At 61.9% G+C, this 20877-nt stretch carries 16 protein-coding genes; 4 read left to right on the forward strand and 12 right to left on the reverse strand.

Going from position 1 to position 20877, the window contains the following annotated elements; translation table 11 throughout:
- Positions 1-2: 2 nt before the first annotated feature.
- From tnpB to HT136_RS02150, 5 genes are all read right to left on the reverse strand, one after another.
- Positions 3-344, reverse strand: a complete 342-nt coding sequence (gene tnpB, locus HT136_RS02130; protein WP_079731921.1) for an IS66 family insertion sequence element accessory protein TnpB — start codon at positions 342-344, stop codon at positions 3-5.
- Complete coding sequence (gene tnpA / locus HT136_RS02135) at positions 341-709, reverse strand: IS66-like element accessory protein TnpA (RefSeq protein ID WP_214197316.1); 369 nt, start codon at positions 707-709, stop codon at positions 341-343. The genes tnpB and tnpA overlap by 4 nt, the downstream gene beginning before the upstream one ends.
- Positions 710-876: 167 nt before the next feature.
- The gene (locus tag HT136_RS02140; RefSeq protein ID WP_246543275.1) at positions 877-1986 is read right to left on the reverse strand and encodes a glycosyltransferase family 4 protein; all 1110 of its coding nucleotides are present in this window, start codon (positions 1984-1986) and stop codon (positions 877-879) included.
- Entirely contained in the window at positions 1952-2473 is a 522-nt protein-coding gene (locus HT136_RS02145; RefSeq protein ID WP_214197318.1) for a hypothetical protein, read from the reverse strand. The genes HT136_RS02140 and HT136_RS02145 overlap by 35 nt, the downstream gene beginning before the upstream one ends.
- Positions 2474-2865: 392 nt before the next feature.
- On the reverse strand, positions 2866-4335 hold the full coding sequence (locus HT136_RS02150) for an oligosaccharide flippase family protein (RefSeq protein ID WP_246543276.1): 1470 nt from the start codon (positions 4333-4335) through the stop codon (positions 2866-2868).
- 512 nt (positions 4336-4847) lie between these two features.
- On the opposite strand from HT136_RS02150, the gene HT136_RS02155 reads away from it, so the two are divergent.
- Both HT136_RS02155 and HT136_RS02160 read left to right on the forward strand, forming a co-directional pair.
- Positions 4848-5489 carry a sulfotransferase family protein gene (locus HT136_RS02155; protein WP_214197320.1) on the forward strand — a complete coding sequence of 214 codons (642 nt, stop codon included), beginning with the start codon at positions 4848-4850 and terminating at the stop codon, positions 5487-5489.
- Between the two features lie 231 nt (positions 5490-5720).
- Positions 5721-6461, forward strand: coding sequence for a sugar transferase (locus HT136_RS02160; protein WP_214197322.1), 741 nt, complete (start codon positions 5721-5723; stop codon positions 6459-6461).
- 562 nt (positions 6462-7023) lie between these two features.
- On the opposite strand, the gene HT136_RS02165 is transcribed toward HT136_RS02160, so the two are convergent.
- Positions 7024-7803: an endonuclease/exonuclease/phosphatase family protein gene (locus tag HT136_RS02165; protein WP_214197324.1), complete on the reverse strand. Its 780-nt coding sequence runs from the start codon at positions 7801-7803 to the stop codon at positions 7024-7026.
- Positions 7804-8053: 250 nt separating this feature from the next.
- Positions 8054-9019, reverse strand: coding sequence for a glycosyltransferase family 2 protein (locus tag HT136_RS02170; RefSeq protein ID WP_246543277.1), 966 nt, complete (start codon positions 9017-9019; stop codon positions 8054-8056).
- 360 nt (positions 9020-9379) lie between these two features.
- On the opposite strand from HT136_RS02170, the gene HT136_RS02175 reads away from it, so the two are divergent.
- Positions 9380-10327, forward strand: a complete 948-nt coding sequence (locus HT136_RS02175) for a sulfotransferase family protein (RefSeq protein WP_214197326.1) — start codon at positions 9380-9382, stop codon at positions 10325-10327.
- A 171-nt stretch (positions 10328-10498) separates the two neighbouring features.
- Complete coding sequence (locus tag HT136_RS02180; RefSeq protein WP_214197328.1) at positions 10499-11923, forward strand: hypothetical protein; 1425 nt, start codon at positions 10499-10501, stop codon at positions 11921-11923.
- Between the two features lie 73 nt (positions 11924-11996).
- Here HT136_RS02180 and HT136_RS02185 read toward each other — a convergent pair whose 3' ends face one another.
- From HT136_RS02185 to HT136_RS02205, 5 genes are all read right to left on the reverse strand, one after another.
- A complete protein-coding gene (locus HT136_RS02185) occupies positions 11997-12584 on the reverse strand; it encodes a calcium-binding protein (RefSeq protein WP_214197330.1) in 588 nt (195 codons plus the stop codon).
- A gap of 429 nt (positions 12585-13013) precedes the next feature.
- Positions 13014-15644 carry a S8 family serine peptidase gene (locus HT136_RS02190; RefSeq protein ID WP_214197332.1) on the reverse strand — a complete coding sequence of 877 codons (2631 nt, stop codon included), beginning with the start codon at positions 15642-15644 and terminating at the stop codon, positions 13014-13016.
- A 486-nt stretch (positions 15645-16130) separates the two neighbouring features.
- Complete coding sequence (locus tag HT136_RS02195) at positions 16131-17834, reverse strand: glycoside hydrolase 5 family protein (protein ID WP_214197334.1); 1704 nt, start codon at positions 17832-17834, stop codon at positions 16131-16133.
- Between the two features lie 52 nt (positions 17835-17886).
- Positions 17887-19206, reverse strand: a complete 1320-nt coding sequence (locus HT136_RS02200) for a polysaccharide pyruvyl transferase family protein (protein ID WP_214197335.1) — start codon at positions 19204-19206, stop codon at positions 17887-17889.
- Between the two features lie 135 nt (positions 19207-19341).
- Positions 19342-20733 (reverse strand): FAD-dependent oxidoreductase, encoded by a 1392-nt coding sequence (locus HT136_RS02205; protein ID WP_246543278.1) that lies wholly within the window; start codon positions 20731-20733, stop codon positions 19342-19344.
- Positions 20734-20877 lie beyond the last annotated feature (144 nt).

Raw genomic sequence — 20877 nt, forward strand, 5'->3', positions numbered from 1 at the left:
GTCTATCCCGCGCTTTGCGGACGCCAGGAATACTGCGGGTTACGCCAGTCGATCCCTTCCAGCAGGCAGGATAATTGCGCGTTGGTCAGCGAGACGATCCCGTCCTTCGCCGAGGGCCACACGAAGCGTCCCTTCTCGAGCCGCTTGGAATAGAGCGACATCCCGATCCCGTCGTGCCAGATGATCTTGATCAGCGATCCCGTCCGTCCGCGAAACACGAACAGGTCGCCCCCGTGCGGGTCGCGCTTCAGGCCCTGCTGGACCTGCAAGGCCAGCCCTTGCATCCCTTTGCGCATGTCCGTGTGCCCCATGGCGATCCACACCCGCGCGCCCGCTGGGATCACCGCAGCGCCTTCAAGGTCGCGGTGACCAGTGCAGCGGGAGCTTCGGCCGAAATGCGAACGCGCCGACCTTCGCCCAGTTCGACGGTGATCACGCCGCAGCGATCACAGCCGTCCGCCTTCTCGTCCTTGGCGAGGACCGCCTGGGCAAAGGTTGCCTCCACCATCGGAAGGGATGCCCCTTCGGCCTGTTCGCGTCGCAGATTGCGCCGCCAGGTGTAGATCAGGCTGGTCGATACGTCCCGCCGCCGGGCTACGTCCGCGACACATGCGCCCGGCGCGAACGCCTCGGCCAGGATCTGGAACCGCTCCTCGTCCCGCCACCGACGCCGCCGCTCCGGCCCCGTCATCACCGTGATCTGCCCCATGCTGCGCTCCTAAGCTCGCTCATACGAGCGCTCTTAAGACCGGTCGTTCACTCACCGGACAAGGCGGGGCTCACCGGATGAATACGAAACGTCGCCGGATTGGGAATCCCTTTTGTCCAGGCGATCCAAGGCCAGACCGGCCTCGCGGCTGCGCACGACTGGCGCATTCAATCGGTCGGGAGGAGGTGTGAGACGGTTTCCCACAAGCGGTCGCCGGCGCGGTCCCATGTGAAGTGCGCGGCTCGTTGTTGTCCGCGCGCGATCAGCGCATCGGCAAGCTCGCGATTGTCGAGGATTGCCAGTGTTGCGTCGCGATAGGCGCGCGAATCCTGCGGAGCGACGAGCAGCGCGCCTTGACCGCAGATCTCCGGCATGGCTCCGGCTGCGGCTGCGACGACAGGGGTGCGGCATTGCATGGCCTCGACCGGAGGAAGGCCGAAGCCCTCGGTCAATGACGGAAACAGGAAGACGCTGGCACCGAGGTACAGTGCTCGCAGTTCCGCATCGGAGACGAAGCCGGTGAACACGGCACTGGCCGGTGGTTCCCAACCTTTGTTGCGGTAGGCCTGTGCCGGCGGGCCGCCCGCGATGACGAGGCGCTGGCCACCCGGGAGCGGGTCGCGCAAAGCGTCGAACACCGTGCGCATATTTTTGTATTCCTTGGTCGATCCAAGAACCAAGACATAGCTTTCGTCTGCGAGTCCGAACCGCCTCAAGAGCGATGAATCTGGAGAGTGGCGCAGGAGGTGGTCGGTTCCGTTGTGAACCACCTCGATCTTGTCGGGGTGGCCGATTCCAAACCGAATCAGGCTTTGCCGGGCGAATTCGGACACGGTGAGGATCCTGCGCGCACGTCGCCCGATCCAGGGCAGGAGCCTGCGATAGGCCTGCGCCTGGCTTCCGGAATAATCGCGGGGAAACAGGAAGGTCTGTGCATCGTGGATCATGACCAGACTGTTGCCGTGAAGCAGCGGCGCGAGATTGCAGAAATTGAGAAGAAGTCGGCCTTGCGCCACACGGGGCAAGGTGAGCATTTCCCATCCTTGCCCGCGGCCGAACCGTCCCTTGACGACCCGCGTACGTGCGCTGGCGAATGTCGATCCAGGGGGCGCGGGGCGCGGGCTTATGATCTGGGGATGGGTGCCCTTGTCGGCCTTGCCGATCAATTGTGCCGTGAATTCGGCTGCGGTGCGATGAACGCCGTTGAGCCCGGCGCCAAGAAACTTGCCGTTGATCAGTACTTCATGCATCGCGACGCTTCCGAACCGGCTGCGCATCAGGCCGCTTACCTAAGGCTTCGCACGCTTCATCGTAGAGCGCCGCGTCATCTGCGTAAAATTCTGAAATGAAGTCCTCGGTACTCGCATCGAAACGGATATCGCCATAGCGATCCGAAGCCGTCGCGAAGGCCGGGCTCTTCATCCAGAGTGGGTAGAGGCCGTTGCGAACCTTGCGCGGCAGGAGGGTGCGAGCAAGGTGGCGCACGGCGGGCTGTGCCGTGCGGCTCCACGCCTTGGGTTCGCGGCGGGCATGGTCGTGGGGAATGTCCAGTGCAAGGCCGGTTTCGGCCTCGATCCAGCCTGCCAAAGCGTCTGTCCGGTCGATGGGAAAGATCGCGCTGACGACGCGCGCGCCGTCGACTTGCGAGTAATCGACCTGCCTGGCGAAATGAATGTAGTGGATGTCGCTGAACACCTTGCGCTGCGAAAGCCAATGGCAGATCGTGCGCGCTTCGGCGGTCACTCGCGGGTCGTCACTTCGCACGGCCGTCATGCCTTTGAATTCGCGCAAATGCTGCAGCAAGGCGGACAAGAAGCGGTCCCGGGGTGGGCGAACGAGCATGAAACTGCGCGCCCTCGAGAGTTGTGCGAAGCTGCGAGGAAGATGACGGGCAAGAAGCGGGAGCGGCAAATGTTCGGGCTTGACCAGGCCGAGACCCGCTATGGGGGTTCCTGTGCTCTCGAACCGGGCGCGGGCATCGGCCGCATTGATCCCTAGATCCTCGGACAAGGCCGCGAACGATGCCGGTAGGGCGCCATCGAGCGCACGCCTAACGCTCTGTCCGGCGTTCTTGGGGACATGAATGAAGGCAAGGTTGGCGGCTGGATAATAGAGCATCGTGCAACTCCGTTTTGGAAATCGACGAAAAGGGGAGGTCAGCCGGAGAAGACCGAGAGATTGAAGACCCTGAGGCGAATGGCCAGAGCGAGTACGGGCACCGCGAGCCCGCAGGCAACGAGCACCTGCAGGACGAAACCCTGCAGGTGGGCGATTGCGAGAAGCGAGGGAATTTGGGCGCAGGCGAAACCCAGAGCCAGCCCGAAACCTGTCGCGAGCAGCACGGCAAGAGCGACATTGCGCAGGCAACCTTCCATGGCAATCCCGCCATGGCGGTTCAGAAGGTAGAATGCGAATGCGGTCGATGCCAGCATTACCATGACCTGCCCCCAGGCAAGTGCGACCAAGCCCAGTGGCGATGTTGCGAAGATGGCGCAAACCGCGACGATGCTCGTCACCAGATTGAAGAGCATGACCCAGCTCGTTCGACCCAGCGCGGCGAAAGCGGGTTCGAGCAGCAGTTTCCCCGAACCCGCGAGTGCCCTCAGTGCCATCGCATACGTGACCACCAACGCAGCGGTGTAACTCGGCTGGAAGAAGAGATGGATGGCATCGTCGGCCAGGACGGTGATGGTCGCTGCCAGCATGCCGGCAAGCAGTGCAATCGTGCCCGAGAGGCGGGCGAGAGTGCAGGAAATGTCGGTTCCTTTGCGTGCAGCCTCGCCCAATTGCGCCGCCGCGAAGTTGGACATCGGTTGCATGGCCGCGTCCGTCACGCCCGTGGCCAGACGATTGCCGAAGCGATACAGGCCCACTTCGGCTGGCGAATGCAGCACACCGAGCAAGAGATCGGCCGCGTACTGCGACAGGAAGCCCAGGAAACGCGAGCCATAGAGGCTGGCGGAAAAGCGTGTCGCCGTACGGGCAAGGTCCGGAGAAAAGCGCAAGCTTGGAAAATCACGTCCGAAGGAAGCATAAAGCAGGGCTCCTGCCAGCACCCGGATGCCGCGAAATGCCACCAGTGCGTAAAGCGAGTGCCATGCGCAGAGCAGGATTGTGCCCCCGATCAGCGCCATGATGTTTTGCGCGAACATGATCTGGAAGTTGAGCATGGTCTCTCCGCGCCGCAGCAGCGCAGCCGAAGACCAGGCGCCGAGGCTGGCCAATGGCTGCAGAGCGGCCAGGAGAAAGAGCACCGGCCCCAGATGAGGGGCATCGAACAGCCATTGAAGCGGCCATGCCCCTGCCGCGAGCACAAGCGAAGCAAAGCTCACGAGGCCGGCGATGAGCCAGAAGCAGGTAGAGAGCACCAGTGCATCGTCCTGCCGGGAGGTCAGGATGAACTGGTAGAAGCCGGTGTAGGTCAATGTTTGGACCAAAACAATGAACACGATCCCGAGACTATATATTCCGTAGTCCTGCGGGGGCAGAAAGCGGGCCGCAAGCAAGGTTATCACCAAGGTCGAAAGCTGCTGGAGCGAGCGAGCGAGGAAGGCAAAGGCGGCCCGACCGCTGAGACGGGTCGCTGAAAGCAGCGCCTGCCAGCGGTTCGGGATTGCGTTGTTCATGTGCCCCATAATTCGCCCATTCACTCCGTTTCCTTCGGTTCGAGGTTGCTGCCCGATGGTGACGTCCTGACGCGTTCTAGATGCGTACGGTGGAACCGGAAAATCCAAGTAGCACCAACTTGGAGCCAATCCCGGAGGCGGAATAGGAGGTCGATCTGCAATAGTCGCGAGGCTTCCGGACGATCCCGGTCCGGACGAATTTGGGGGGCTCTAGGTATGGACATGTGGCAGATCGCATCGCGCGGAAGGGTTTGGTCTGGCGTACGAGGCGAGCGCTTTCGGGAGGCGCTAGCCCGCTTTCCCGGCGCAGGTTCTTCCATGGAGCTCGCACAATGAGGGGGGGGCTGCGGGAAAAGGGCAAGCGAGGTCTGGGATGGGTTGCCGGGTGGACCTTGCCGTCCTGTCGTTACGCGCGGTGCATTTTCGTTCTCGCGCATATGCGCTGCGGGTCGACCGCGCTATCGAACATTCTGTGCTCGAGACCGGACTTCTCCGGATACGGTGAAACACACGTGTTCCATGACGGACTCGATGCGCCGGGACGTCTGGCCGTCAATTGCATCCGTCGCGGAAGCTGGAAGCGAAACGCGCCCTGGCAATTCGACAAGATCCTGCATTCACGGTTGGATCGTCACGCGCCCGATGAATTCTTCGCGGCCCGCGCAATTTTCGTCGCCCGCGAACCGGTTGCGACGATCCGCTCGATTGTGACGTTGTATCGGACATTGGGGCGGCCGGAGTACCGCGATCATGCGGATGCTGCGCGGTACTATATCGAACGGCTCGATGCGCTGGCGGGCATGTGGCACCGATTTGCTCCGGAACGCCGCGTTGGTATCACCCATCGGTCGCTGATGGCAGAACCGGACGCCATTTTGGCGGCGACCTCTGGCGCGATCGGGATCGAACCCCCTTTAAAGAATGCCTATCGCAGTCACGCGGCCTCGCGGCGGGGAGGGGGAGGTGATCCCTTGGTCAGTGGTTCCTATTCGCGAATCGAAGCGGCTCTGCCGGTCGCGTCCGGTACGCGAGAGTTCCTGGATGTGCCGGACACTTTGCTGGACTTGGCGGTGGAACGCTATGCGAAGCTGGAAGCTCTCTTCCGATCCGAGCAAACCGTGAGCGCGCGAAACAAGTGGCTCGAAAGTGTCTGAGGCAGGCCACGTGCGGCAGACAGAGCTGTGCTTCGGCCGGGGCTGCTCGGCAATCGGGGATCAGGAGAGCGAAATTCGGTCCGATTGCGAATTGGAATATTTGCCTCTTCTTTATTCAATAAATCTGATCCGATCTGAACTCTAATGGGATTGGTCGATTTGGGCGGATGTGGGACCTGTAGTTGAACTTCAAGAAGTCATGCTGCCCGAGTTGCTCGAGGATGTATTTCTATGCAGGATACTAATTTTGAAGTGAAACCTGATTGGGTTGAGGCTGTGAGCAGCTTCGGTCCGGGCACACCATCCCAGGAAGTCGGATTGTCCGTCCGTTCGCCGCTCGGGGCTCCCGGCCGCACCGTCTTGCAATTGGGCGTCTGGCGACTGTTCGACATCGCGATGGCGAGCGCTATCCTACTGTTCATCTTGCCATTCTTTCTAGTCCTTGCACTTTTCCTTTACGTGAGTGACCATGGACCGCTGTTCTATGGGCATAAACGGGTCGGATATAGAGGTCGATTCTTCAGATGCCTCAAATTCCGTACGATGCACGTAAATGGGGATGCCATTCTCAAACACCATCTGGCGACAAATATTGACGCGCGGCGCGAGTGGGACGAAACGCGAAAATTGCGAAATGATCCCCGGATTACTACCGTGGGCGCCATTCTGCGAAAATTCAGCCTCGACGAACTTCCCCAGCTGTTCAACGTGATTGCGGGCGACATGAGCATCGTCGGGCCCAGGCCCGTTGTTCTCAGCGAGGTCGAGCGCTACGGACATTGTTTCGAATATTACTGCAAGGTCCGGCCAGGGCTGACGGGTATTTGGCAGACCAGCGGACGAAGCGATGTCTCCTTCCGCGCCCGGGTTGAAATGGATCTTGACTATGTCCTTCAAAAAGGGATCGTTTTCGATCTCTGGCTGATGGCCAAGACGGTTCCTGTCCTTGCCTTTGCCAGGGGGGCTTATTGAACGCATTGGTGCCCATGTCGGGTGCGCGTCAACTGTTCATTGCACGATGTGCGGCGAATTTTGGCAGATTTTCGACTGACAAGCCTTCGAATGCGTGACGTCCCAGCTGGGCGAGAACGTCCTGTCGGGAAGCGGAACCGACCTGTATGCGATGGCGGGTTCAGGGGGGCTAGGTGCACGCAAGCGTGTGCGTTGCCCGGAAGATTGTCGGCTTTGGGTCAGTGTCCAGTCGAGGGCCTTGAAACCGCCGTTGTGCAACGGACTGGCCGTCGATGAAGTGCGAGACCATTCGAAGGCCATCATCCGTTTGGGCTGCCCTCAGGTGCACCGGGATCAAGCCGTCGTGGGGCTGGCTTTCGAGCTGCTTCGAATGTGAAACGAAGTCGGCCTTTGAGTGTCCCATTTGCAGTGAGAGGCATCGGCCCGGACGACGTTATGCACGACGATGATCGAGGCTGGGATGTCGGTGGCCGGCAAGACAGCTTCGATCGCACAGGCGGGAAGCCGCCCGAGAAAGCGCGCTCGCCGAAGATGGGAATTTTCTGGCGTGCCGAGCCGAGCGCTACTGGGTGCGGCACAAAGTGGCGGAAAATCCGCGATGATCCGAACCAACCCAAGGTGAAACGTGCAGGGTGCGAACGGACCAGTTTCGGCCGACAAGGATTTGATCGATTTGCCAGAGTCCACCTTGGAGGGGGCCAGTCGAGGAAGCTGGCCAGGTCGGGCGCCCCGCTAACGTTACGCGCAACTCGTTACGCGCAGCGAAATCTGTCAGCAGGGGCATACGAGGCGTGAGATTGAAGTCGCCAATCACGATCGTGTTCGCATCCGCGCCGAGACGCGCTTCGAATTCATGCAGTTCGCGGCTTTGTGCAGCCGGGGTCGTAGGGCGAGACAGGTGGAGGGCAACCAAGTGCCAGACATTCGAGTTGGATTGCTGGCGAAATTTCATGGCTGCGCCGGAAAGCGTCTTACGATTTTCCGCATCGCCTCGAGCCAGAGCTACGCCGCTGACGGGAGCATCCCGGGCGAACACTTCCGTCGAGCAATAGGACCGTTCCTGGCAATTCTGGCGATATGGATAGTTGCGTGCCAAACGGGCTTCGAATGCACGCGCAGAGGGAGGCAATTCGGCCACTCCGAATATGTCGGGTTGTTCGCGCGCGATCCATTCTTCGATGAGATCGGTTCGTCTGGCGCCTTGCGTATTGAGCCAGGCGATCTTGATATCGGACTGACCGACAAGGCACTGTGCGCCGTTTGGGTACTTGCCAGGCAAGGGCACGCCCTGAATCAGGCCTAGAAGTCCCGCCGAGAGCGCGAAAAGCCGTACGATTGCCATTCGAGCCGTAAGCGTTAGCGAGATCGCGCTTGCGGCGCCGAGGAATGCTGCCGGGGCTTGGATGAGCGCGGCAAGCCCGGTGAGCGAGGGTGAGGGAGCACTCACAAGGGGCAGAAGGACGACTGACACGGACATCATCAGCACGCAGGCCAGGAAACCAACAGTCCGCCGCCGACACCGGGAACCGTATCCGGCGTGCTCGCGGCAAGGTGAGGATCGTCTTTGCCGGCCTGAGGGATCGTTCATCGTTTCAGAGGGTCTCAATCCGCTCCGGGGTCAATCGGCCGCGCAGAAGATCGAGGGCGCCGAGCCAGTTTCCGCGCACGCGACCGCGTCTGTCGATCCAGGGTTCTGGGCGCCACATCTTTAGGTGGTTCGCCAGAACGTTGCGGACAATCAGACGAAGCGCGCTCATCGTGGGCATCGTTCCCTTGGCTGCTAGGTAAGAGGGATTGATCACTTGCGAATAGCCAAGTCGGAAGCCGGGCGTGCGGCCGTGCTTGACGCCCTGGTGGACGCCGCAAAAAGCGAAGGTCTTGACGATGCGGCCGCGGTGGCGAATCGAGGCCGCGAAGTCGATGTCTTCCTGCCATGCGTAAAGCTTGAGCCGCTCATCGAAACGATGCCTCCCGATTGCAGCAATGCGATAGACCATGTTGCAGCCATATAGGCCAACCAGATCGGTCACAATACAATTGGGATTCGGTTCGTTTCGCGCATGCTCTTCCAGCAGGCTGAGAGCCTCGCAAAGAGCAATTCCCTGAGTACGGATACCGTCTGCAAGCACATGTCCCGTGGCACCGGCCACGCTCGGGTGATCCGAAAAGAAGCGATGCATCTGCGCGATGCTGTTGCGCGCCGGTACGAAGTCGTCATCATAGAATGCGACGAGGTCGTAGTCGGAACCGAGAAACTCGAGCGCGGTATTGCGTTGAGCACACAATCCTCGCGGACCTTGCACGATCCGAATCCAGGGGGCCTTCGGGATGTTTCGAGGAAGGTCGGCCTGTTCGCAGATCGAAAACACGAGCAGGTCCGGGCGCAGGCTTTGATGTTCCATCAAGCTGGTCATCTGGGCGATGAGCTCGGGTCGGGAGGTGCTGGCGACAACGACGGCGATCCGCAGGTTTTCCCTTCTCGACTTGCCGGAGGCAACCGGCTCGCGATCATCGAAGGGGGCGGGTTCCTGCACGTCGAAGTTGGAATCGAACATCATGACCTCATCTCGCTGTTGGCCAATGGCAAGCCGGAATATCCGCTGCTTGCGCCGGATTTCACGGATTGCCGAAGCCGTGGTGGATGCAGACCCCTCCCGGCATGCATCCTCATGAGAGTGCCCAAGCTCGCTCGACGAGCCCACGCGAGACACATCCATTTACGATCTTCGCAGCTGCCTGATGAGCTTCTGGTTCTCCGATTTCCCCAAGTATTCGAAAGTATGTTGGCCGACTTGTCGTGCCGATAGAGGTGATTCATGCCCGATCGGGGCCGAACTTCCAAAGTGGATGCTACCGCAATTCTATGCAGCTGTGCGTAGAGCTATCCTGCGTGCTGTGAGACGCAACAGGAGGCGCGAATGCGCAAGGCCATCGACAAGGGATTTACCAATGCGGTGCGTGAGGCACAGATGGAACGGTGCATGTCCGTCGCGGATCGAGCGCTGACTCCGAATCTTTTCGTCATCGGGTCGTCGAAGTCGGGCACGAGCGCCTTGCACGCCTACCTCAAATGCCATCCCGAAATCTGCATGAGTTCCGAAAAGGAACCTTGCTTCTTCGTCGACGACGGCGAGCTGGCCCAGGCTTGGCCGATCATGGCCCGGCGGCCGTGCTCCCATGATGGTGGTGCTTATCTGGATTTGTGGCGAGGCGGTGAAAAGGCACGGTATCGTGGCGAGGCGAGCGTGTACTATTCCCAGTTTCCGCAACGCGAAGGCGTTGCGGCGCGGATCGCGGCAACGGCCCCTCAGGCGCGGATCATCTATGTCGTGCGCGAACCGGTTTCGCGGGCGATCGCGCACTACTGGCAGCGGTTCAAGGAATTCCAGGAGAGCCTTCCGATCGAACGCGCCATGCGCGAGAACCCGATCTACCGGGATACCTCGGACTATGCCTTGCAGTTGGAGCAGTACCTGGCGCATTTCGCTCCCGAGCAAATCCACGTCGTCGTCGCCGAAGAACTGAAGCACGAGCGTCGGCGCACTCTGGCGGCTTGCTTCGCATGGCTTGGCCTGGCTGATTTCGACTACGGCGAGGAGCAACTGAGCGAGCGTCATCGCTCTGCGCCGACGAGCCGCCATCAGCGCTTTGCATTCGTGCGCGTCGTTCGTAATTCGGCGGCCTGGTCACGCGTACGTGAGAGGCTTCCTGCCCACCTCGTGAATCGGCTGCGGGCGGCAGCGACTGTTCCTTTCGAGAAAAGCGCGATCGATGAAAGTGGTGCCCGGAGTTACCTCGCCGAATATCTGGGCGCACGGCGAAGCGCTTTTGAAAGCCTGATCGGGCGTCCCATCCATGGCTGGTAAGGGGCGGGTAATCGTCATGATCGCAATGCTAATGCGAAATGTCGTGGATTATGCGGTGGCGGGCATGATCTTCGACGCTGGGCGAAGTTGCTATCGCGGCCTGCTTCTTTGCGGTGTGCGGGGCAGGGGCGAGTTGTGGCTCGGCAACCATCGGCGCGCGGGAGGCCGTGCATGAGCGCGATCCCGATTGTCCTGGTCTGGGGGCTGCTCGTGTGGGGCGCGGTGAGCCGCAAGCCGGTCCTGATCTATCTCTTCTTTGCATCGATGCCCTTCGGTGCTTTTGCGGTCGTACCCACGGCCTTAACCGCAGGTCTCACGATTACCGCGACGCCGCTGGTGGCGCTGATGCTGACCTTACGCGTCTTTATGCGAAGGGGTGGTCTGATCCAGATCCTGGGGCTCGCGTGCCGCCCTGATCGCTTGCTACTGCTTTTTCTCTTTGGCGCCGTGGCCGCTACGACGACACTGTTCATGCCGCGCTTGTTCGAAGGTCAGATCGACGTCGTTCCGGTTCGCGGAGATCTCGACCAGGTCGTCGCCTTGAGGCCGACGGCACAGAACTTTTCGCAGCTTGTCTATTTGCTGATCTCGATTTCGCTCGTTTTTGCCTTTGCCCGATTGATGCAGTCCGAGCGATTGCGCCAGCAGGCCTACAAGGCCCTTTGCCTGGGCGGTCTGATCGCGTCCGCGACTGGCTTGCTCGATTTCCTGAGCCAGTATCTGCCGCTCGGCGCGGTTCTCGAGCCGCTGCGTACGGCCAGTTATGCGCTTGCGATCGATGTCGAGGTGCTTGGTTCGAAGCGCGTGGTAGGGCTTATGCCTGAAGCGTCGGCTTTCGGAGCTCTGTGCCTCGCCTTCCTCAGCGCGATTTATTTCTACCGCCGGGCCATTTTGTTTGCTTGGTGGCGCAATGTTGTCGCGCCAGTGGTACTGGTGTCCTTGCTGGCGTGCATTTGTGTCGCGAAATCCAGTGGTACTTATCTTGGGCTTGCCCTGTTCTTCAGTGTCGCCATGCTGGAATGGCTATTGCGGGTGCGTGCCCGCGATCGGGATTATCGGCGGGGTTTGGCGGGGGAACTGTCTGCGGTGATCGGGTTGCTGATCGCAATCTGCACGCTATTGATTATCCGGCCCGATTTGCTGGAGCCAGTTTACGACACCTTCGATCGGATGATCCTGCAAAAAGGCAGTTCGATGTCTTACGAGCAGCGAGGAATGTGGCGTTCGGTTGCCTTCGCGAGCCTGTTCGCCAGCGATGGGCTGGGTGTCGGACTTGGAAGTGCCCGCACGTCGAGCAGCCTTGTCGCGATCCTGAGTGGCACCGGTATTGTGGGGGCTGGTCTCTATTATGCATTCGTTCTTCAATCGCTGGCACGTGGAAGGCCGGATCTCTCGAGCGAGGGGCGGCTTGTCCTGTCGGCATTCCGCTTTTCCTTCGTGCCCGGTTTCACCGTGGGGCTGATGGTGGGGAATTCGGATTTTGGGGGCATGACGGCGTTTGGCTTCGGCCTTGTCGCGGCGGTCTCGGGCCAAGTGCCTCGACGGCAGTTCGGGAAGTGGCCCGTTCGCCCCTGGCGCCCTGCACAGCCAGCTTGAGCAGGGGGCAAGCATGCAAAATGGGCCGGAAGTTTCCTTCCGGCCCATTTTGCCTATCTCGGGGTGAGGACTTTCAGATGATTACGATATCGCTGTCGACGAGGTGTTCGTCGTAGAATCGCACGGTCGTTGAGCCATACGTCAGGATCGTGTCGCTGCCCTTGTAGATCATGGTGTAAGCGCCGCCACTGGTCAGTTGGACCGTATCGATGCCGGTCTCGAAGTCGTAGACCTTGTCGTTGCCATCGTCGGAATCGAAGACGAACGTGTCCGCGAACCCCTCCTGATCAAAGTTGTCATTGGCGTTGTCGCCATAGAGGACATCGTCGCCATTGCCGCCAATGATGATATCCTCGCCATCGCCGCCATAAAGACGGTCATTCTGACCGCCGCCATCGAGATAGTCGTCTCCGGTGCCGCCGTAGAGCTTGTCGTCCGAGCCGCCGCCGTAAAGGGCATCGTTGCCTTCATCACCGCGAAGCGAATCCTGATTGGCACCGCCGAGCAGGATGTCGTCGCCGCCGGCGCCATTCAGTACGTCGCTCGCTCCACCACCTGAAATAACGTCATTGGCTGCGGTACCGTTGAGCACGTCGCCGAATTCGGAGCCGCCGACGGAAATTTCACCTGAAGTGCCGGTGACGGGATTGGAGTAGGGCATTAAGACATCCTTTCGCAGATCGCTGTAACGCTGGTGGGACCGTCCCAGCGGCGCCACGGGATTCCCGATCGCCGAATTTCGGGTCTGCTCCTAAGACGTGATCGATAACGACCTCCGCCTGCGAGACGAGCAGGGCAGTTGCCCCCTCCATCGCAGGAGGGCTTAGCATCAGGACTGGAAAGGCATACCTTGCGAAACGTCCATTCTTGAGCGGACCTATTCTCGGTTTGTACGAAGTTAGAACTTATTTTCATTCCTTGCAGTATTTTATTCAATTACCGATCTGTAGTAAACGCATCGTTAGGGATCAAATTTCAAGTTTGGTCGGCGAATTTCTCTGCTGGTGCGGGATGCATAGGCGCCATGAGAACGAGGCCGCCCGGTTCCTACACGGGCGGCCTCTCCTGGTAAGCGAGGGGAAGCAGGGGATCAGGCGAAGAGCAGTCCCATGTCGTCGTGGACGGTAGAGAGGGTCTCGACGCCTTCGCCCTTGATCCGGGCGATGTCGTAGACCGTGTTGTCGGCGATCAATTGCAGGACGCTGCTCGTGCTTTGCATCTGGAGCGTGAATTCGGCGTTGGCCAACGCAGCCGTGGAAAGGCCAGTCACGAGGATGCGGTCACCTGCCGAGGCATTGAAGTCGTAGATGCAATCCAGCGCGCCGAGTTCGGAAATGTCGACGACGAACGTGTCGGCTCCGTCGCCGCCATAAAGCTTGTCCGCGCCCTGGCCACCGAAGAGCCAGTCGTCGCCGGCGTCACCCCGCAGAAGGTCGTCGCCATATCCGCCGAGCAGCTTGTCGGTGCCGTCGCCGCCATAAAGACGATCCGCGCCGAGACCGCCGTCGATGTAGTCCGCGCCGAGCCCGCCCTTGATGGTATCGTCGCCGGTCGTACCGGTAAGCGTCTGCACGAACTTGGTGTTGGTCAGGTCAGCCGTCGTGGTGGTTGAGGTCGTGGTCTCTTGCGCGGGCGCGTTTGCGGCGATGTCCGTGGTCGTGCTTTCGTTGGTCGGAACTTGCGGCACCTCGACGTTGGCGGTCGTGCTCGACTGTGGCGTGGTGGAACCCAACCGATCCAAGATCTGGGCGAGGCTGTAGCTGCCTTCCGAGAAGACGAAGTTCTCGATATTGGTGACAAGGGTGGCCGCGCCGCTCCCAAGCGAGAGAGCGAGAGTTCCGTCGGCGGTAAGCGATCCGGCGAGCTTGTCAACGCTGGAGCCGAAAATCAGCGTGTCCTGACCCGCGCCGCCGTCAAGCGTGTCGCCGCCGGTGGTGAAATAGATCGTGTCGTCGCCGCGGCCGGTCGTGATCCGGTTGGCGGCGTCGTTGCCCCGCACGGTGTCGTTGCCGTCGCCGGTGTAGGCATTCTCAATGCTGCCATCCAATGCCAAGGTCACACCGGCCAGGATTGTGGGGCCGTTGCCGGAGAGGTCGATGGTCGAGGCGGACGTGATCGCGGCCGCGTTGAGTGTGTCGATGCCGCCATTGGTATCGTGCAGGATCGCACGTTGGGCGAGATCGGCCCCCTTGTAGAGCGATCCGAATTCGTTCGTGTAGATGTAAAGGTCGTTGTTGAGGTCCGCGCTATTGCCCTGAAGCGTCAGGGTCGCGTCGCGGAGCAGGCCGGTCAGCGGATTGCCGTTCTTGTCCACGGCGCTGGGGTTGCGATTGTAGATTTCGAGCGTCCAGGTGCCGACGGAAAGTTCGCCCATCGAGGCAACCGAACTGAAGGTGAAGTCACGGATGTTGCCGACATTGTCGAGCCCGGGCAGGTCGTAGACGAGGCGTACCTGCGTACCTTCGGGCGAGACGAGATAGACGTCGAGGTTCGCGGTCTGCGTCCAGCGCAGATCCATCGAGAGCTGGACGTGTTCGACCGAGATCGGCTTGTCGATCTGGATGGAGAGCGAGAGATGGTCGTTGCTGCCGGCCGTGAGGGTCTGGCTGGTGGTGACGGTCTTGGAGATCGTGGTGAGATTGGCGTAAGTCTGCTGGCGATCCCAGGTTTCGGCAAGGCGCACGGCGTCATGCACGTTCAGGAAGCCGTAGCCGAAGGCATCGCTGAAATGCAGGCCGCCGCCGTTGGCGTTGTTGGCGCCGTTGGTCAGCCAGCCGTCCCCAAAGCTTGTAGTGTCGGCAAGGCCCTCGCGGTGCGCGGAATAGGCGAGAATCTGCTGGATATCGCGATAGCCCAGGTCCGGGTTCGCCTCGAGCATGAGGGCAATTGTCGCGGAGACCGCAGGGGCGGCGAAGGAGGTGCCGTTGTAGCTCTCGTAGCGCTCCTTGAGCGTGGTGGTGAAGACGTCGCGGCCCGCGGCCGAAATCAGGACATTGGCGCCCACGCTGCTGAAGCTGGAGGCTGCACCGGTCGGGTCGACGGCGCCCACTGCGATCGCGTAGGGCGAGTTCTGGAAATTGTGGTAGTTCGACGAGCCGCTCGTGCCGGCGTTGCCCGCCGCGAAGACCTGCGAGGTGCCGAGGCCGCCGCGACCTGCGATCACGCTGGAGAGAAGCGCTTCGCCGTAGGTCGGATTGCGGGTGAAATTGTCCGCGAAATTGGAGTTGAAGCTCCAGCTGTTGTTGGCGACGTCGACATCGACCGCACGCTGGAGTGCGGCGAGAATGTCGGTGACTGCGGTGCTCGCGCCATAGTCGACGCCGTAGCCGACGAGCGTGGCGCCCGACGCGATCCCGACGGTACCCACGCCGTTATTGGCTTCGGCGGAGATCACGCCGGCAACGGCGGTGCCATGGAAATAGGGCAGCGCGGCCGGATCGATCGTCACGTTGTCGGTGCCCAGTGTGAAGTTGTAGTCGAGGCCGGACGCGTAGGCATGCTTGATGTCGGAGTGGGTGAAGTCGATCTGGGAGTCGATCACGCCGACCTTCACGCCCTTGCCGCTGTAGTCGGCCCAGACGGGAAACACATCGATGCTGAGCGCGGAATCGGTTGTCGAACCATCGAGATACCATTCCTTCTTCTCGTACTTGTCGTTGTAGTAGAAGGCGTTGGCGGAAATGGCGTCGAAGTTCGAAGTCGAAATGATGGTCTTGTCCATGATCAATCCTCGGGGGGCTCGTTTTGGGGGCTGGCGACCATCGGACTGTTTGCATTTCCGGGTGGCCGCTGGATTGATCGTCGAAATATGGATGGGGTGCCTAATGGCGTATCTATGCTTTTGGTGTATCTATTTTAAATAGATTTTTACTTATTTATTACTGAATTGATTATTTTTCGATAGGGTGTTTCAGGTATTTTCGGGTCTTACGTAAACCTTTGCAGGAACCACGCTGGCGGGAAACCGAACGGGATCGACATGGCCGTTAACTCCAAATTGACCATAGCTGAAAGGCCTGGGCTTCGAGCCTTGCTCGTGTCCATGACGTGGATGCCAAACCACGCGATTTCCCGTTGCCGAAGCCAGCCATGCGGGATGCCGCCGAAGGGCGGCTGGCCTATTTTTTTTGGGTGAGAGCTGTCGCGATCTCGCTCGCGAGGCGTTTGATGAGCGAGGATTCGTCGCCGACGCGTGACGCGAATCGCTTTAGCGCAACCGGTGCGAGGCGCTGGTTTGCGACATGCATCGGCCATCGTCATAAAGGCGAATGCGATAGTCGGTCGCGCCTGGTGAGGAGCCGGGAGCCGCACCCAAGGCAATCTCCAGAGATTCTCGACCTGCGACGGGAAGGACGTAGGAGGCGGTCGTGTCGCCGTTTATCTGGCGGTGCCCTAGATCGCGGTTTCCCAGTCGCAGCGCCAGCCGGAAGTTCGCGCCTCCGGTGTTTTGGGGGCGCAGTTCGATCTTCAGCCGAATGGTGCGCGGCCCTTCGAGCGCAATGCGCTGGACGATCGAACCCTCCGCCGCGCCGAAGCCGGGCCGCAGGCTGGTGCCATCCAGCCGTATTCCGGGGTAGGCCTCGAGGCCGAGGTAAGGTGTCCAAGGCACACCCTTGCGCTGTTGTCCCGGCATTACCGTAAAGGCAAGCTGGCGATCGCCCAGACGAACGAAACGTTCAAACGGGTCGGAAGTCCGATTTCGACGCGGCGAGGGATAATCGAACTGGTAGAGACTGTCGGCCAGCAAGGCACTGCATCCCAGCTTGATCGGCGGCGCGGATGCGGCTTGGGGTGACAGCAGGATAAGCGGTTTGTCTTCCGTCAGTGCGAGCGCTGTCGAGGCGAGGCTGCGGCCGACGGCGTCGAAGGCACGAAGGTCGGACCTGCCGACATGGATGGTACGGGGTGCTCCCCAGAGCACCCAGGCCTTGTCGCCGAAGGCGTGGATGCGGGTGAAGGCGTCCGGGCTCGCATCCCGGGCGATCTGGTGGGCGAGATGGGTCTGCACGAAGCGAAAGGCACGCCCGGCATCGGTCAGTTTTCCCGAGCGCGTAACGAGGGGGATCTGGCGATCGCCACGCGGATTGAGTGGGTACCAGTCGAACTCGGCGGCGTGGAGGCTGGCCAGCGTGGCGTAACTACGCACGAGCTCGTCGGCTGCCCGCTCCGGCGAGGTGCTGCCGAATTCGGTCACGTAAAGAGGAGGGACTGCGGTGCGAGGGGACTGGCACACGAGGCCGATCTGGGCTGGCAACTGCTCGATCGGGGTCGTGTAGGGGTGGACGGTTAGGCCCTGGATGGCGTGCGTCGTGTCGCGTTCGAGCAAGGGCCAGAGGAAGCCGCCGGGAAGCGAGTGCGTGGCTCCGCCGAGCACAACGATATCCGGGCGATGTTCGTGCACGGTTTTGGCTGCAGCGGCCACCATCGCAAGGTGATAGGCGGCGCGATGCGCCAGTCCTTCGGTGAGGACTGGCCCCTTCACGAAGTTGGCGCCATTGACCTCGTTGCCGATTTCAAGCGCGTCGATCGCGGGAAAGCGCGCCACGACGGCGGCGGCAAAACGTCCGAAGGCCGCCAGGGCTTCGGGGGAGTGGGGGGTGTCTCCGCCATCATAAAGCGGATTGCCCCAGTTGAGCGTAAGGGTGAGGTGCAGCCCGGCGCGGGCAAGAGCGTCGGGATACGAACTGGTCGGTCGGTCGAAGCGGTATATGCCCTTTTCGCGTTCGATCTGGGCCCAGCGCAAACTGTCGCGCAGCCGCAGCGCGCCCAGGTCTTGCGCCGCGCGCAGGGTGGCGAGGTTCCAGCCTTGTCCGAAATTCGTCGCGGCACCCAGGCGGGTGGGCGCGGCCTGCTGTGATGGGGCGAGACACTGGGCGAAGCTGGGCTGTGCCGTCGAGGAGACGGCTAGCACGATCCCGACCAGGACGCCTGGGCCAGGTCGGCGCGGTCGCGATGACGTGGGCTCAGGCACCATTCCTTGCCAGTTCGGCCGTGATCGTTTGGCGCAAATGTTCGATATCCCGGCGGGCCACGTCCAGAGTGGCCGCGTGACGCTTGGGGTCGATGCCTTGTTCCATGGCCTTGAAGAGCCGGGCGAGCGCATCCTCGGGATGCATGTGGGCCTGATCGCCATGCCAGTCGGCGCAGCCCACCGATTCGACGAAGGACGTCAGCTTGCGGTCCCAGGCCAGCGCGAGAAAGGGGACGGAGCAGGAGTAGGCGGCGATGATCGCGTGCATGCGATAGGCGACGAGCCCGTCCAGGCGGGCACAGCACCTTGCGATGTCCTCAGGCGTTGAAATCTCGGGAAACACGACGCGCCCGGCCAGTTCATCCTCGCGCAAGTACGGTTGAATCCGCTTCACGGCAGCTCGGTCCTCCGGACTGCCATTGCTGAAGATTTCGAGCTGGCAGCCGGCATCGAGCAGCTTGCGTGCGAGCGCGAGGTACCAGTCGTCGAGCTTGGGCTCGCGCATGGGAGCACCGCCGTGGTAGCTGGCGGCAAGCGCGCTCATGATGTTGAGCCCGACGAGCCGAGCCTGTCCGTCGACCCGAAGTGGGCGCTTGCGCAGTCCATAGCGCGCCGCGGCCAGAAGGCCCGGATCGCGCACGAGGCCCGCCTCGAGCCCGAAGGCCTCCCCGGCAAGTTCGTGCCAGATCGCTTGCGATCGCCGGTCGCGAACCCAGACCCCGCGCACGAGCCCGCTGGACAGCGCTTCGTGAAGCAGCGCACGGCCGCGCGGGCTCCATCCCGGGCTGGCCCCCACGCCGTAGATGAAGATGGGAAGCGCGCGAGCTTGGGCTACCTTCATGGCCAGTGCGATCTTGGTCGGGAAATTGAGGTCCATGTCGGCCAGGAGGTTTCCGCCACCGATCACGATGGCCTGTGCATTGCCCAGTCGGTTCCGGTAGTGGGGGGACCAGGTCCGGCGCGCGGTCAGGGCAAGGGGAAGGCGGATGGCCTGCCGGCGAAGCGGCGGCGGTAGGGCCTGGAGGATGCGCAAGCTGGCCATTCGTTGCGGCGAGCCGGGCGAATAGGCGGTGCGTGCCGCAAGGTCGATCGACCGGGCCTGCGCCTTCCCGCCTTCCTGCAGCGCCCACTCCAGGCATTCGCTGAGCAGGCCATCGCCCAGGTTCGGGCTGTACTTGACGTTGAACAAGCGCAGGCTTGGCGGGGGCGCCGCGGCGATCGGGTCTGCCTTCGCCGGCAGGTTCATGTTGCGGAATAACGCGGTGGTCATGGCCTTGAAATTGCGCCCGAATTCCTCCCTCAACCAGTTCAACTGCATCCTGAACGGGGCGAAAATGCGATGATTCCAAGGGGTTTGGCCGGGTTAACCTCCATTCCGGTGGAGATATGGCCGGCGCGGCGAAGGCGGGGGGGAAGCGTGCACGCAAGGGGGGGCGGGTTGCGGTCGTCAGGCCCGCACGCCAGATGCCGGCGGGCCGTCGGCCGGTGACTTCAAACCCGCTTTTTCGAGTTCCTCGCGCACGCGCCGGATGACCCCACTGGAGGTGGGCAGGTATTCGAACCGGCCTTGCCGGCCCACCGTGACGATCCCGGCCTGCGCGATCCGCTCCAGCGTATTCCGAAGGGTGGCCTCTGTGTCCGGGCGGTAGAGCGGATAGCAGCCTTCGACGCGGGTGTGCCCCTCCAGCGCGAGATCGCGTGCAAGGCCCAAGCCTTCGACGTGCCCGCGAAAGTCGGCGAAAATCACATCCGGCGCGTGTTCGCCACCAGGGGGGATGGTGCACTCGATCGCGAGGAACTCGCGAGGCAATGCCGGTTCGGGGTAGATGCGCGAATAGATGGTGGCTCGTTTCCAGCGGCCGTGGCGGTCGAAGTTGAAGAGTACGTTGCCGACCCGCGCGTCGAGCCAGGAGGCCGACGCGAACAGCGTGGTCATGTCGAGAGCCTCGAGCCCGCAGGACGTGCCGAACACGGCCTTGTGCAGCGTCGCGAGCGGGATCGTGGACACGATCGCGCTGGCCCGCAAAGTGCCGCTGTCGGTTTCCAGTACGAAGGAGGAACCCTCACGGCGGATCGAATCGATCCGTGTCGCAAGGCGGGTTTCGACCCCCTGTGCGCGCAACTGGGCGAGAATTCGCTCGAAGAGGGGGGCAAAGCCTTCGCGTGGCCGAACATGAAGCACGGGGCGGGGGCGGTTGGCGACCGATCCTCGGGAGAACAACGCCCGCAAGGTCAGGCGCGCAAGTGCGCGGAGCCGGGTGGCCTTGTCGATGAAGCCCATGCGGTGGAAGAAGAAGGTCTCGCTCACCTCTTCTGGCGGAACATGGTGAAAGCGGGTGATGTAGTGGCGCAGGCCCGTGCTTTCGAAGAATCGGCGCCCCAGCCGCTTGCGGGAGATCGCATCGAGGCCACCATTGCGTCGAACCCGCAGGCGTGACCATGCGAGGTCGAGCAGCGCGAGCAGGAGTTCGAGGGGGCGGCGGCGCAGGAATTCGCGCGGCTCGAGCGGATAGTGCAGCAGTTCGCCGCCTGGCGCGATGCGCCGTTGTTGGCGACTGATCGTCGGACACATCTCCTTTAGGCCGGGCGCAAGCGCGAAGAGCCGAGCGTTGGCCTCATAGAAGATCGAGCCGACATCGAACGTGTAGGGGCCGATCGCGTGCGAGCGATGCGTTCCCCCGCAGCTGGCCTCGGCCTCGACCAGGGTGACCTGCATGCCGGCGGCGGTGAGCGTCTGCGCGGCGCTGAGGCCGGCGATGCCACCGCCCAGCACGATGACGTTGCCTTGGGGAACTTGGGGCGAGGTGCGCAGGTCAGCCACGCGGGTGCGTGTCGCCAAGGCGCGGGTGCTCCTGCGGGGTTGAATTGTTCATGCGCCTCCATCTCGAGCGACCGCAAGGCCAGGGCAGGATCGCTTCGCGTCCCGGTCGTCGCCTAGGTGCTCGCCGATCTGGTGCAGGCGGGCAACTCGGGACAGCTCCGT

The sequence above is a fragment of the Novosphingobium profundi genome (assembly GCF_018491765.1).
In the GTDB taxonomy this organism is placed as follows: domain Bacteria; phylum Pseudomonadota; class Alphaproteobacteria; order Sphingomonadales; family Sphingomonadaceae; genus Novosphingobium; species Novosphingobium profundi.